At 73.3% G+C, this 13,186-nt stretch carries 11 protein-coding genes; all 11 read right to left on the bottom strand.

The features are described 5' to 3' along the window. Complete coding sequence (locus ACF08D_RS25805) at positions 1-1,029, bottom strand: ADP-ribosylglycohydrolase family protein (protein ID WP_392225675.1); 1,029 nt, start codon at positions 1,027-1,029, stop codon at positions 1-3. After that, positions 1,026-1,760 (bottom strand): NUDIX domain-containing protein, encoded by a 735-nt coding sequence (locus ACF08D_RS25800; protein ID WP_392225674.1) that lies wholly within the window; start codon positions 1,758-1,760, stop codon positions 1,026-1,028. Before ACF08D_RS25800 ends, ACF08D_RS25805 begins: the two co-directional genes overlap by 4 nt. A gap of 267 nt (positions 1,761-2,027) precedes the next feature. Continuing rightward, positions 2,028-3,149 (bottom strand): pseudouridine synthase, encoded by a 1,122-nt coding sequence (locus tag ACF08D_RS25795; RefSeq protein WP_392225672.1) that lies wholly within the window; start codon positions 3,147-3,149, stop codon positions 2,028-2,030. Beyond that, positions 3,149-3,751, bottom strand: coding sequence for an SMC-Scp complex subunit ScpB (gene scpB / locus ACF08D_RS25790; protein ID WP_392225670.1), 603 nt, complete (start codon positions 3,749-3,751; stop codon positions 3,149-3,151). Before scpB ends, ACF08D_RS25795 begins: the two co-directional genes overlap by 1 nt. Further along, positions 3,751-4,827: a segregation/condensation protein A gene (locus ACF08D_RS25785; protein ID WP_392225668.1), complete on the bottom strand. Its 1,077-nt coding sequence runs from the start codon at positions 4,825-4,827 to the stop codon at positions 3,751-3,753. The genes scpB and ACF08D_RS25785 overlap by 1 nt, the downstream gene beginning before the upstream one ends. A 53-nt stretch (positions 4,828-4,880) precedes the next feature. Beyond that, positions 4,881-5,396: a hypothetical protein gene (locus ACF08D_RS25780; protein ID WP_392226347.1), complete on the bottom strand. Its 516-nt coding sequence runs from the start codon at positions 5,394-5,396 to the stop codon at positions 4,881-4,883. Then, complete coding sequence (locus tag ACF08D_RS25775) at positions 5,393-6,418, bottom strand: ParA family protein (protein WP_392226345.1); 1,026 nt, start codon at positions 6,416-6,418, stop codon at positions 5,393-5,395. Before ACF08D_RS25775 ends, ACF08D_RS25780 begins: the two co-directional genes overlap by 4 nt. Positions 6,419-6,880: 462 nt before the next feature. After that, on the bottom strand, positions 6,881-7,996 hold the full coding sequence (gene ald / locus ACF08D_RS25770; protein ID WP_392225666.1) for an alanine dehydrogenase: 1,116 nt from the start codon (positions 7,994-7,996) through the stop codon (positions 6,881-6,883). A 144-nt stretch (positions 7,997-8,140) separates the two neighbouring features. Then, on the bottom strand, positions 8,141-10,207 hold the full coding sequence (locus tag ACF08D_RS25765; protein ID WP_392225665.1) for an AAA family ATPase: 2,067 nt from the start codon (positions 10,205-10,207) through the stop codon (positions 8,141-8,143). Positions 10,208-10,476: 269 nt separating this feature from the next. After that, complete coding sequence (locus ACF08D_RS25760; RefSeq protein WP_392225663.1) at positions 10,477-11,103, bottom strand: NUDIX domain-containing protein; 627 nt, start codon at positions 11,101-11,103, stop codon at positions 10,477-10,479. An 84-nt stretch (positions 11,104-11,187) separates the two neighbouring features. Beyond that, positions 11,188-12,852, bottom strand: coding sequence for a CTP synthase (locus ACF08D_RS25755; protein WP_392225661.1), 1,665 nt, complete (start codon positions 12,850-12,852; stop codon positions 11,188-11,190). Positions 12,853-13,186 lie beyond the last annotated feature (334 nt).

The following is a 13,186-nucleotide window of genomic DNA, read 5'->3' as shown; positions in this document are numbered from 1 at the left end:
TCAAGCGTCCCAGAGCGCCCCCAGGGTGAGCAGCTCGCTGCCGTGCTCGATCCGGTCGGCCCACGGCCGGGGCCAGGCCCCGGCGCCCAGGTGGGCCCCGGCGAAGGCGCCGGCGAGGCAGGCGAGGGAGTCGGAGTCGCCCTTGGTGCAGGCGGCCCGGCGCAGCGCGGTGAGGGGCTCCGCGGGGAAGAGCAGGAAGCACAGCAGGGCGGTGGTGAGGGCCTCTTCGGCGATCCAGCCCTCGCCGGTGAGCAGGCAGGGGTCGGTCTCCGGGTCGGCGGTGCGGAGCGCGGTGTCGAGGGTGGTCAGCGCTTCGGCGCACTCGTCCCAGCCGCGCCGTATGAACGCCTGGGGCGTGGTGTCGTGGGAGCGGGTCCACAGGTCGCCGAGCCACTGCTGGTGGTAGCGGGAGCAGTTGTCGTACGCGTACGACCGGAGCCGGCCGACCAGCCCGAGCGGTTCGGCGCCGCGGGAGAGCAGGTGCACGGCGTGGGCGGTGAGGTCGGAGGCGGCGAGCGCGGTGGGGTGGCCGTGGGTGAGGGCGGCCTGGAGCTGGGCGGCGCCGGCGCGCTGCTCCTGGCTGAGGCCGGGGACGAGCCCGATGGGGGCGACGCGCATATTGGCGCCGCAGCCCTTGGAGCCGATCCGGCTGGCGTCCTGCCAGGGCAGGTCGCGGTCCCGGTCGAGCCGTTCGCAGGCGTCCAGGCAGGTGCGGCCGGGCGCCCGGTTGTTGTCGGGCGAGTGGTACCAGGCGGTGAACTCGTCGCGCAGCGGGGGGACGAGGGCCCCCGGGGTGAGGGGGCCGCGGGCGAGGGCGGTGCGGACGGCGCGGGCGACGGCGAGGGTCATCTGGGTGTCGTCGGTGACGAACGCGGGCATGGGCAGGGGCATCTCCCGCCAGGGCCCGCTCTTGGCGAGGATGGCCGGTACGTCGTGGAACTCGGTCGGGAAGCCCAGCGCGTCGCCGAGGGCGAGGCCGATGAGCGAGCCGGTGGCCGCCTGCTTGGTGAGGGTCCTGGTGGTGGTCATGTCTGCCGTCCTTCCGGTCGCAGCAGCGGCGGGTGCAGGGCCGTGGCCCCGCCCGCCCGGTACAGAGCGGCCGGTTTCCCCCGTCCGCCGGTGAGGCGCGGCGGCCCTTCCACGGCCTGGACGAAGCCGGGTGTGGTGAGGACCTTGCGCCGGAAGTTGGGGCGGTCGAGCTCGACGCCCCAGACCGTCTCGTACACCTGCCGCAGCTCGCCGATGGTGAACTCGGGCGGGCAGAAGGCGGTGGCGAGGCAGGTGTACTCCAGCTTGGCGCCGACCCGTTCGTGGGCGTCGGCGAGGATCGTGTCGTGGTCGAAGGCGAGGGGCCCGTGGGAGCCGTGGGGCAGCCACTGGGCGTGGGCCGCGTCGCCGCCGCCGCGCGGGTCGGGCGGGTCGGGCACGAGGGCGGCGTACGCGACGGAGACGACCCGCATCCGGGGGTCGCGGTCGGGGTCGCTGTAGGTGGCGAGCTGCTCCAGGTGCAGGTGGGCGACGGTGTCGCCGGAGAGCCCGGTCTCCTCGGCCAGCTCCCGGCGGGCGGCCTGTCCGGCGGACTCGCGGGGCAGGACGAAGCCGCCGGGCAGGGCCCAGCAGTCCCGGTAGGGCTCCTGACCCCGCCGGACGAGCAGGACGTGGAGCCGTTCCTCGCGGACGGTGAAGACGGCGAGGTCGACGGTGACGGCGAAGGGCTCGAAGGCGTGCGGGTCGTACCCGTCGGGGCGCCGGCCGGTCATGCCGGCCGCCCGGTGGTGCGGGTCTTCCCCGCTCCCGCCGTACGGGCGCCGGAGCCCGGGCCACCCCCGTGGGTCCGGGTCCGCCGGCCGCGCGGGGCGGGAGCGGGGAAGACGATCGTGTCGGCGCGGTGCACGCCCACCCCCTTTTAAAGTCACTCTGACTATAAAGGCGGACGGCGGTGTCCCACAAGCACGGAAGGCCCGCGGGTACGGGAAAGGCCCGCGACCGTGTGCGGGTCGCGGGCCTCTCGCCGAAGGCACGGGCTGCTAGAGCCCGACCTCCTTCATCAGCATGCCGACCTCGGTGTTGGTCAGGCGGCGCAGCCAGCCCGACTTCTGGTCGCCGAGCTGGATCGGGCCGAACGCGGTCCGCACCAGCTTCTCGACCGGGAAGCCCGCCTCGGCGAGCATCCGGCGCACGATGTGCTTGCGGCCCTCGTGCAGCTGCACCTCGACCAGGTAGTTCTTGCCGGTCTGCTCCACCACCCGGAAGTGGTCGGCGCGGGCGTAGCCGTCCTCCAGCTGGATGCCCTCCTTGAGCAGCTTGCCCACCTCGCGCGGGAGCGGGCCCGTGATGGCGGCCAGGTAGGTCTTCTTCACGCCGTACTTGGGGTGGGTGAGGCGGTGGGCCAGCTCACCGTGGTTGGTGAGCAGGATGATGCCCTCGGTCTCGGTGTCGAGCCGCCCCACGTGGAAGAGGCGGGTCTCCCGGTTGGTGACGTAGTCGCCGAGGCACTGGCGACCGTCCGGGTCCTCCATGGTGGAGACGACACCGGCCGGCTTGTTCAGCGCGAAGAAGAGGTACGACTGGGTCGCCACGGTCAGGCCGTCGACCTTGATCTCGTCCTTCTCCGGGTCGACGCGCGTGCCCTGCTCGATGACGATCTGCCCGTTGACCTCGACCCGGCCCGCGTCGATCAGCTCCTCGCAGGCCCGCCGCGAGCCCATGCCGGCCCGGGCGAGCACCTTCTGGAGCCGCTCGCCCTCCTGCTCGCCGAACGTCTTGGGCGTCTTGATCTCCGGCTTGTTCGCGTACCGCTCGCGGTTGCGCTCCTCGATCCGCGCGTCCAGCTCGCGCGGGCGGCCCGGGGCCGTCCGGCCGCCGCCGCGCTGGGGCGACTGGCGGGGTCCGCCCTTGGCGCCGCCGCGCGCCGCCGCGCCGCGCCCACGCCGGGGGCCGCCCTCGCCGGGCGCGCCCACGTCGTAGCTCCGCTCCTCGGGGCGGGGGCGGCGCGGGTTGCTCCCGCCCTTGGGGCCCTGGCGGTCGTCGCGGCTGTTACCGGCACCCCGGTAGTTGCCCCGGCCGCCGCTGCTGCCGCGGCCGCCGCTGTTGCCACCACGGCTCCCGCCGTTGTTTCCGCTGCTGTTCCTGCCGCTGCTGCTTCGCATCACATGTCCGTCTTGTCGTCTGCGTCCTCGGAATCCGGAGCGTCCGGATCGAACGACGGAACCCCTTCCTGCGACTCGGCCTCGATGGCGTCCGCCTCGGGGAGGAAGGGCGCGAGCTCGGGCAGCTCGTCCAGGCCGCGAAGGCCCATCCGCTCCAGGAAGTAGTTCGTCGTCCTGTACAGGATCGCACCTGTTTCGGGTTCCGTGCCCGCCTCCTCGACCAGACCCCGCTGGAGGAGGGTGCGCATGACCCCGTCGCAGTTCACCCCGCGCACCGCCGACACCCGCGACCGGCTGACCGGCTGGCGGTACGCGACGACCGCGAGGGTCTCCAGCGCGGCCTGGGTGAGCCGGGCCTGCTGGCCGTCCAGGACGAAGCTCTCGACGGCCTCCGCGTAGGCGGGCCGGGTGTAGTACCGCCAGCCGCCGGCGACCAGCCGCAGCTCGAAGCCCCGGCCCTGCGCCTCGTACTCGCCGGCCAGCTCGCGCAGCGCGCCGGCGACCTCGTGGCGGGGCCGGTCCAGCACCTTGGCCAGGTGCTCCTCGGTGGCCGGCTCGTCGACGACCATGAGGACGGCCTCCAGGGCCGGCTTCAGCTCCATCACGTCTCCTCCCGGCCGCTCTCGCGGTCGAACTCGTCCGTCACGGCGACCTCGTCCGTGCCGGTCCACCGCACGGTCAGCTCTCCGAGCGCCTCGTCCTGGTCGAGCGCCACGGCCCGCTCCCGGTACAGCTCCAGCAGGGCCAGGAAGCGGGCCACGACCGTCAGGGTGTCGGGGGCGTCCCCGGCCAGGTCGCGGAAGCTCGCCTCGCCGCTCTCGCGCAGCCGGGCCACCACCACCGCGGCCTGCTCGCGGACGCTGACCAGCGGGGCGTGGATGTGCTCCACGTACACCTGCGGCTTCGCCCTGGGCTGCATGGCCTTGACCGCCAGCTTCGCGAACCCCTCCGCGCCGATGCTGATCACCACGTCGGGCAGCAGCTCGGCGTGGTGCGGTTCGAGGCCGACGGTACGCGGGTGGCGCCGGCCCTCGCGGTCCAGGCGCTCGCTGAAGATGTCGGCGACCTGCTTGTACGCCCGGTACTGCAGCAGCCGGGCGAAGAGCAGGTCGCGGGCCTCCAGCAGGGCGAGGTCGGCCTCGTCCTCCACCTCGGCGGCGGGCAGCAGCCGAGCGGCCTTGAGGTCCAGCAGGGTGGCGGCGACGACCAGGAACTCGGTGGTCTGGTCGAGGTCCCAGTCGGGCCCCATCGCCCGGATGTGGGCCATGAACTCGTCGGTGACCTTGGAGAGGGCGACCTCGGTGACGTCCAGCTTGTGCTTGGCGATGAGCTGGAGCAGCAGGTCGAAGGGGCCCTCGAAGTTCGCCAGCCGGACGGTGAACCGCCCGTCGCCCGCACCGGCGGGCTCGCCCGGCGCGGAAGATGTGACAGGCCCGGCCACCGGCGGGGCGGGGTCGCCGGGCTCGGGCGCCTCGGAGGCGGAAGCCTCGGACTCGGGAGCCTCGCCCTCCGGGGCGTACGGGTCCGGCGCCTCAGGCCCGGGGTCGTACGGGTCCGGCGCCTCGGGCCCGGGCGGGGCGGCGGGGGGCGCCTCCGGGGCGGGGCCCTCCGGGCCGCGGGCGCCGGGGCCGCGGCCCAGGGAGCGGCGGCGGGGGGCGGGGGCGTCGGTCGGGGGCATCCGGTTCCTGGGGGGCGGGGCGAGTACGGGCGGGCGGCCCGCGCAGGCTACCGTCAGCGCCCGCGCAGGCGCCGCACGAGGATGCTCGCGTCGCCCCGCGACTCCAGGTCGGCCAGCACCACGGCGACCGCCTCGCGGACGATGCGCCCGCGGTCCACGGCCAGGCCGTGCTCGCCGCGCAGGACCAGGCGCGCGTGCTCCAGGTCCATCAGCTCCTCGGCGGAGACGTACACGGTGATCTTCTCGTCGTGCCGTTCACGCCCGCTGGGCCGCCGGTTGGCGGCGCGCCCCCGGCGCCGGGCCCCGGCCGGGGCGGCCGGCTTGGCGGACGCGGGTGCGGGCGCCGGGTCCTCGGCCGCCCGGCTGCGGGGCTCCGCCGCGTCCGCCCCGGCCGCCGCGTGCTCCTCGGGCGCCGGGGCCGGCGCGGGAGCGGCGGGTGCCGCCGCCGGGTCGCTCTCACCGGCCGGGGCGGGGACCCGCGGCTCGCCGTTCTGCCTGCGCGGGGTGGACGACTGGAGCGCCATCCCCCCGGTCGTACGGAACAACTCGTCGGCACCGGGCAGACTCACTCGGCGTGACACCGGGCGAGCACCTCCCTGGCGAGCTGGCGGTAGGCGGCCGCACCGACCGAGTTCGAGGCGTACGTGGTGATCGGCTCACCGGCGACGGTGGTCTCCGGGAAGCGCACGGTCCGGCCGATCACGGTGTGGTACACGTGGTCGTCGAAGGCCTCGACGACCCGCGCGAGCACCTCGCGGCTGTGCACCGTGCGCGAGTCGTACATCGTGGCGAGGATGCCGTCGAGTTCGAGTTCCGGGTTGAGCCGCTCCTGGACCTTCTCGATGGTCTCGGTCAGCAGCGCCACCCCGCGCAGGGCGAAGAACTCGCACTCCAGCGGCACTATCACCTTGTGAGCGGCCGTCAGCGCGTTGACGGTCAGCAGACCGAGCGAGGGCTGACAGTCGATCACGATGTAGTCGTAGTCGTTCAGCAGCGGCTTGAGCGCCCGCTGCAGGGTGGACTCGCGCGCGACCTCGCTCACCAACTGCACTTCGGCGGCTGACAAATCGATATTGCTGGGGAGCAGGTCCATGTTGGGCACGGCGGTCTTGAGGAGGACCTCGTCGGCCGACATGCCCCGCTCCATGAGCAGGTTGTAGACGGTGAGGTCGAGCTCCATCGGGTTCACGCCGAGGCCGACCGAGAGGGCGCCCTGGGGGTCGAAGTCGACGAGCAGGACCCGGCGTCCGTACTCCGCCAGCGCCGCGCCCAGGTTGATGGTCGACGTCGTCTTGCCCACGCCGCCCTTCTGGTTGCACATCGCGATGATCTTCGCGGGCCCGTGGTCGGTCAGGGGTCCGGGGATCGGGAAGTACGGCAGGGGCCGTCCGGTGGGGCCGATGCGCTCGCGGCGCTGGCGGGCCGCGTCGGGCGCGAGCGTGGCCGCGTACTCCGGATCGGGCTCGTACTCGGCGTCGGGGTCGTAGAAGTGCCCCTCGGGGACTTCCTCGTAGGCGGCGAAGTGGGTGGACTCTCGGCCACTCTCGTTGCCGGCCGTGGCGTTCACGTGTTGGCCGTCCATCATCTTCATCGTGTGGGTTGTCGTCATGTCCTGGCGGCCGGCCGCGGGGGTCCGGACGGCGACCGCGCCGGCATCGCCGACCGTTCCCGGTTGAGCACCCCCGGGAGTAAATGTCGACTCATTCACAAGTCGTCTTACCTCCTTGGGAGTGGCCGGGGAACTTATCGATAGGTCAGCGTGGCACCATGCCGACGGTTGGCGACTCTATGGCGTGTCACCGCTCCGCAGCAACACAATCGCCCGGACGCGAGCCGATGTGTCGGCAAAGAAACACACCTCTGTCAAGGGCGCACGGCCACCGATCGTGACGTTTCCCGGGTGCGCGAAACGGTTAAAGGGTTACGTTCGGCGCGACTTGAGCGAGGGTCAGGAGTGGCCGGACACACGTCCGGCCGGACCTCGTCGTGCAAGGTCCGGCCGGATGTGTGAGGTTGACGGCAGCCGTTGACGGCGCCCGGGGCGCGTCCGGCGTCAGCCGATGAGCGAGGCGAGCTCCACGTGCTCCAGGCCGTGGGCCTCGGCGACCTCCCGGTAGACGACCTTGCCGTCATGGGTGTTGAGGCCCTTGGCGAGCGCCGGGTCGCGGCGGAGCGCCTCGGCCCAGCCGTTGTTGGCCAGCGACACGATGTAGGGCAGCGTGGCGTTGGTCAGCGCGTACGTGGAGGTGTTGGGCACCGCGCCGGGCATGTTGGCGACGCAGTAGAAGACCGAGTTGTGGACCGGGAAGGTCGGCTCGGCGTGGGTGGTGGGGCGGGAGTCCTCGAAGCAGCCGCCCTGGTCGATCGCGATGTCGACAAGGACACTTCCGGGCTTCATCCGGGAGACCAGCTCGTTGGTGACCAGCTTCGGGGCCTTGGCGCCCGGGATGAGCACCGCGCCGATGACGAGGTCGGCGTCGAGGACGGCCTTCTCCAGCTCGAAGGAGTTGGACATGACGGCCTTGACCTTGGTGCCGAAGATCTTGTCGGCCTCGCGGAGCTTGTTGATGTCGCGGTCGAGGAGGGTCACCTCGAAGCCCATGCCGACGGCGATCTGGGTGGCGTTCCAGCCGGAGACGCCGCCGCCGATGACGACGGCCTTGGCGGGGATCACACCGGGGACGCCACCGGGCAGCACGCCCCGGCCGCCGGCGGCGGCCATCAGGTGGTAGGCGCCGACCTGCGGGGCCAGCCGGCCCGCGACCTCGGACATCGGGGCGAGCAGCGGCAGGGCGCGGTTGGCCGTCTCGACCGTCTCGTACGCGATGGCGGTGGTGCGGGACGCGATCAGGGCGTCGGTGCACTCCCGGGAGGCGGCGAGGTGCAGGTAGGTGAAGAGGGTCTGGTCCTTGCGGAGGCGGTGGTACTCCTCCGCGATCGGCTCCTTGACCTTCAGCAGCAGGTCCGCGGTGGCCCAGACCTCGTCGGCGGTGGGCAGGATCTGCGCACCGGCGGCGACGTACTCGGCGTCCGTGATCGAGGAGCCGACACCGGCGTTCTGCTCGATGAAGACCTGGTGGCCGTTACGCACCAGCTCGAGCACACCGGCGGGGGTGATGGCCACCCGGAACTCGTTGTTCTTGACCTCGCGGGGGATGCCGACCTTCATCGTCGATCACGGTCCTTGGCTTTGGGGGTAAGGGGGGCAATGCAATACATACCCGGATGCACTGGACGCACCGGGGCACACCGCGGTTAATCGCGGCGCACCCAGTCTATTGAAGGGACTGCCGTTGTCTAGCCTTGCAAAGCATTAATCTTTGGCTGAAGCACTACGGATTTCGCAGGCCGATCGGGAAGATCCCTCAGGAAAGTTCCCCGTCCCGAGCAGCCGGTCCGCCGCCGCGCGGTGCAACCGGGCCGCCGCCGGGTCGCCGAGCCGGTCCAGGGTGTCGGCCAGCCGGAGCTGGAGCGCGGCGAGAAGCCGCACGTCGTCGGCGCGGCGGGCCCACTCGACGGCCTCCTCGCAGGTGCGCAGGCACTCCTGCGGGCGCCCCGCGTACTCCTGCACCCGGGCCGCCTCGCTCAACGCCCGGGCGTGCCCGGCGAGATCGCCGAGACGTCGGTATCCGGCCGCCGCCGCCCTCCAGTTCCGCAGCGCCTCCCCGTACCGGCCCTCGTAGGTGTGCACCGCGCCGAGCCGTCCGTACAGCCGCGCCTGGTCGGCCCGCTCGTCCCGGGCGAGCCGCTGCGACAGCGCCCGCCCGTACCAGTCGGCGGCCCGCTGCCAGTCCCCCAGCTGCTGGTGGGCGCCGCCTACGGATTCCATCGCGCGGCTGATCGCGTAGGGGTCGTTCGCGAGCCGTCCGGCGTCCAGCGCGGCCCGGTAGCGGACCAGCGCGTCGGCCGTGCGGCCGGTGCGGGCGTCCAGGTCGGCGAGGTTCAGCAGGGCGGCGGCCCGCTCGCGGTGCAGACCGCGCCGCTCCGCCACGTCCAGCACCAGCCGGTGCAGCCCGTACAGCTCGGGCGCCGCCTCCTCGGTGCCCCGGTGCGCGGCGAGCGCCCGGACCAGCGCGGCGACCAGGCGGCGGGCCAGGGTGTCGAGGTCTCCGTCGTCGACGGCGACCCGCGCGGCGGCCAGCAGCGCCGGCTGCCGGGTGCGCAGCCAGGCGGCCGCCGCCTCCGGCCCGCCGAAGCGGAGCGCCCGGGGCAGCCCGGCGAGCCTGCGCCGCGCCGGCGACCCCTCGGGTTCGGTGACCGCCCGGCACGACTGGAGGAGCCGTACGGTCCGCTCCAGCATCCGCGCCCGGGCGAGCTGGACCTCGGCGGGCCGGTCCTCGGACCGGAGCAGCTCGGCCAGCAGGGGCGCGAGGCAGCCGGGCACCTCGTACTGCTCGTCCTCGGCCTCGTGGACCAGCCCGAGGGCGGCGAAGCCCTCCAGCGAGGAGCGGGCGGCGGAGACCGAGCAGCCGGCCAGCGCGGAGGCCGTGTGGGCGTCGGCGATGCCGTCGGGGGCGAGGGCCAGCAGCCGCAGCAGCCGGGCCCCGTTCGCCGGCAGCGCCTCGTAGGCCAGCCGGAAGGCGCGGGCCAGCGGCCGGTCGGCCTCCGGGCGGTCGGGCTCCTCGGGCAGGGCCCGCAGCCGCTTGGTGAGGTCGGCGACGGAGGACATCGGGCGGGCGGCGAGCCAGCCGCCGGCCAGCACCAGGGCGGCGGGCTGGCCGCCGCACAGCTCGGTGAGGGTCTCGGCGGCCTGCGGGTCCACGGTGATCCGCACCGAGCCGGTGAAGCCCTCCAGCAGTTCGATGGCGGACTTGGCGTCCATGCCGCCGATCGTGCAGGGCCGGACGTCGGGGATGCCGGTGAGCGGCCCGGTGGCGACGGCCACCACCAGGCAGGCGGGGTTGTCGGGGAGCAGCGCGCCGACCTGCTCGGCGCTCGCGGCGTCGTCCAGCAGGAGCAGGGCGCGGCGCTCGGCGAAGGTGTCGCGCAGCAGCTGGGTCAGCTCGTCCTCGCCCGCCCCGGCGGGCGCGGGCACCCCGACGCGGTCCAGCAGCCCGCGGGCCACCCGCTCGACCGGGACGGGCGCGCCGCCGGGCTCGGTGAGGCGGGCGCGCAGCACGCCGTCGCGGTAGCCGCGGGCGAGGTCGGCGACCAGCTCCCCGGCGAGCGCGGTACGGCCGCTGCCGGGCCGGCCGGCGATGAGCAGGACGCGGGCGCGCGGGGAGGGGCGCCCGGCGAGGGTGTCGAGCCCGGCGCGGGCGATGTCGGCGCGCAGCTCCTTGAGCTCGCGCACCCGCCCGTGGAACCCGCGGCGTCCGGGCCGCGCACCGGACCGGTCCCCGCCGCCCGTGCCGCCGATGTCCACCGCCTGATCCGTCACGGGCCACGCTCCCGTCCGCCTGCGCATGTGCTGGTCCCGCCGGGTCCCCAGCGGGCGATCCGAGCGTAGTTCAGCCGCGGTGCCCCGACCGGCGGAGCACGGCGGACGAGTCCCTCAATCGGATCAGCCGATCGTCACACCGGCGGTGCGCCGCATACCCGTCCGGAGCACCCGGAACACCCCGTGCCGCGGCGCCCGGGCGCTGCGGCACCGGGCCCGGTGAGCCGGAGCGCCGGGCCCCCGGCTACAGGGCCCGGTCACCGGGTCGGCTACGCCTCGAACGGGCGGGCCGGCCAGGGGGCCTCGGCGGGCCGGAGGGCGTCCAGGCCGTCACCCGCACGGGCGGCCAGCACCGACAGGACGCCCACGACCAGGCAGGTGTTGTGCAGCTCGCCCGCCAGCACGCCCCGCGCCAGCTCGTCCAGCGGCACCCGGGCCAGCTCCATGTCGGCCTCCTCCTCGGCGACCTCGAAGCGCTCCCCGTCCGCCGCCGACAGGCCGCGCGCCAGGAAGACCCGTACGGCCTCGTCGCAGCCGCCCGGCGTGGTGTACACGTCCGTGAGCACGTGCCACGTCTCCGCCTTGACGTGCGCCTCCTCGTACAGCTCGCGCACCGCCGCGCTCAGCGGGTTCTCGCCGGGGACGTCCAGCAGCCCGGCCGGGATCTCCCAGAGCTTGTGCCGCACCGGGTGCCGGTACTGACGCAGCACGAGGACCCGGTCGTCGTCGTCCAGGGCGAGGACCGCGACCGACCCGGGGTGCACCTGGTAGTCGCGGCGCACGACCGTCCCGTCCGGCATGACCACGTCGTCGGTGCGGACACTCGTCTTGTTGCCCCGGAACGGCACGGTGGTCGCGGTGACCCGCCACTCCTCGGGCGTGTCCTTGATGGTCATGAAAGACGTCCTCCCTGGTGCACGACGAACCGGGGCACGTGCCCCGGACAGGCGCGTACCCCGGTCAACCGTATCGCTAGCGGATCACTCGCCGGTCTTCCGCCCGGCCTGCTGCCGCTCCACGGCGGCCTTCACCAGACCGGCGAAGAGCGGGTGCGGGCGGGTCGGGCGGGAGCGCAGCTCCGGGTGCGCCTGGGTCGCGACCAGGTAGGGGTGCACCTCGCGCGGGTACTCGACGTACTCGACCAGCTTGTTGTCCGGGGAGGTGCCGGAGAAGACGATGCCCGCCTTCTTCTCCAGCTCGGCGCGGTAGGCGTTGTTGACCTCGTAGCGGTGGCGGTGGCGCTCGTCGACGTACGGCTGGTCGCCGTAGACCTCGCGGACGATGGAGCCCTCGGCGAGCTTCGCCGGGTACAGGCCCAGGCGCATCGTTCCGCCCAGGTCGCCGGCGCCCTCCACGTACGCCAGCTGCTCCTCCATCGTGGAGATGACGGGGTGCGAGGTGGCGGGGTCGAACTCGGTGGAGTTGGCGTCGGAGATGCCCGCCAGGTTCCGCGCGGCCTCGACCACGATGCACTGCAGGCCCAGGCACAGGCCGAGCAGCGGGACGCCGTTCTCCCGGGCGTACTGGATGGCGCCGACCTTGCCGTTGACGCCGCGCTCGCCGAAGCCGCCGGGGATGACGATCGCGTCGACGTCACCGAGCTGCTTGGCGGCGCCCGCCTGGGTCTTGCAGTCGTCGGAGGTGACCCACTTGACCGTGACCCGGGCCCGGTTGGCGAAGCCGCCGGCGCGCATGGCCTCGGTCACCGACAGGTAGGCGTCGGGCAGGTCGATGTACTTGCCGACGAGCGCGACGGTGACCTCGTGGTCGGGGTTGTGCACCCGGTCCAGCAGGTCGTCCCACGTCGTCCAGTCGACGTCCCGGAAGGGCAGGTCCAGCTTGCGGACCACATAGGCGTCCAGGCCCTCGGTGTGCAGCACCTTCGGGATGTCGTAGATCGACTTGGCGTCGATGGCGGCGACCACGGCCGCCTCGTCGACGTCGCACATCAGCGAGATCTTGCGCTTGATGGCGGTCGGCACGTCGCGGTCGGCGCGCAGCACGATGGCGTCCGGCTGGATACCGATGTTGCGCAGGGCCGCCACGCTGTGCTGGGTCGGCTTGGTCTTCAGCTCGCCGGACGGGCCGATGTACGGCAGCAGCGAGATGTGGACGACGAAGACGTTGTCCCGGCCGACCTCGTGGCGGACCTGGCGGACGGTCTCCAGGAACGGCAGCGACTCGATGTCGCCGACCGTGCCGCCGACCTCGGTGATCACCACGTCGACGTCGTCGGTCGCCATGCGGCGGATCCGGGACTTGATCTCGTTGGTGATGTGCGGGATGACCTGCACGGTGTCGCCGAGGTACTCGCCGCGGCGCTCCTTGGCGATGACCTGGCTGTAGACCTGGCCGGTGGTGACGTTCGCCGAGCCGTCGAGGTCGACGTCGAGGAAGCGCTCGTAGTGGCCGATGTCCAGGTCGGTCTCGGCGCCGTCGTTGGTGACGAACACCTCGCCGTGCTGGAAGGGGTTCATCGTGCCCGGGTCGACGTTCAGGTACGGGTCGAGCTTCTGCATCGTGACCCGGAGGCCGCGGGCCTTGAGGAGCGCACCCAGGCTGGAGGCGGTCAGGCCCTTGCCGAGGGAGGACGCGACACCCCCGGTGACGAAGATGTGCTTGGTCGTCGTGGATTTGGGCGGCATGGCCAAGAGGGGGCTCCCGTGGTCGCGTTCTGGAAGTGCGTACCGGCGACCCGTCCGGAGATTCCGGGGGTGCCGTCGCTGCGGTTCGGGGGCCGCCGATTCTTGGTGCGGCGCCCACCGGTCCACGGGCTACCAGGGTATCAGCGACCCGGGACCACTGCTTCCGGTCACACGCGGATCCGGCCGCCGCGGGCGCCCCGCACCGGGCCCCGGAGGCACGGTCCGCACACGCCCGGACACGGGCGGCGCACACGGCGGCGGGTGGTTTCACCGAAGGAGAGGAGGGTCACTCGTTCTGCTCAACAGCTCTACCAGGACGATCACACAGAGGGCC

Source organism: Streptomyces sp. NPDC015131, assembly GCF_043079975.1.
Classification (GTDB): Bacteria; Actinomycetota; Actinomycetes; order Streptomycetales; family Streptomycetaceae; genus Streptomyces.
This window is presented reverse-complemented; position numbering and strand designations above follow the sequence as displayed.

Bases quoted from the DNA above. Each gene is read 5' to 3' on its own strand.
- ACF08D_RS25805 (WP_392225675.1), bottom strand. From the start codon at position 1,029: ATGACCACCACCAGGACCCTCACCAAGCAGGCGGCCACCGGCTCGCTC.
- ACF08D_RS25800 (WP_392225674.1), bottom strand. From the start codon at position 1,760: ATGACCGGCCGGCGCCCCGACGGGTACGACCCGCACGCCTTCGAGCCC.
- ACF08D_RS25795 (WP_392225672.1), bottom strand. From the start codon at position 3,149: ATGCGAAGCAGCAGCGGCAGGAACAGCAGCGGAAACAACGGCGGGAGC.
- scpB (WP_392225670.1), bottom strand. From the start codon at position 3,751: ATGGAGCTGAAGCCGGCCCTGGAGGCCGTCCTCATGGTCGTCGACGAG.
- ACF08D_RS25785 (WP_392225668.1), bottom strand. From the start codon at position 4,827: ATGCCCCCGACCGACGCCCCCGCCCCCCGCCGCCGCTCCCTGGGCCGC.
- ACF08D_RS25775 (WP_392226345.1), bottom strand. From the start codon at position 6,418: ATGAAGATGATGGACGGCCAACACGTGAACGCCACGGCCGGCAACGAG.
- ald (WP_392225666.1), bottom strand. From the start codon at position 7,996: ATGAAGGTCGGCATCCCCCGCGAGGTCAAGAACAACGAGTTCCGGGTG.
- ACF08D_RS25760 (WP_392225663.1), bottom strand. From the start codon at position 11,103: ATGACCATCAAGGACACGCCCGAGGAGTGGCGGGTCACCGCGACCACC.
- ACF08D_RS25755 (WP_392225661.1), bottom strand. From the start codon at position 12,852: ATGCCGCCCAAATCCACGACGACCAAGCACATCTTCGTCACCGGGGGT.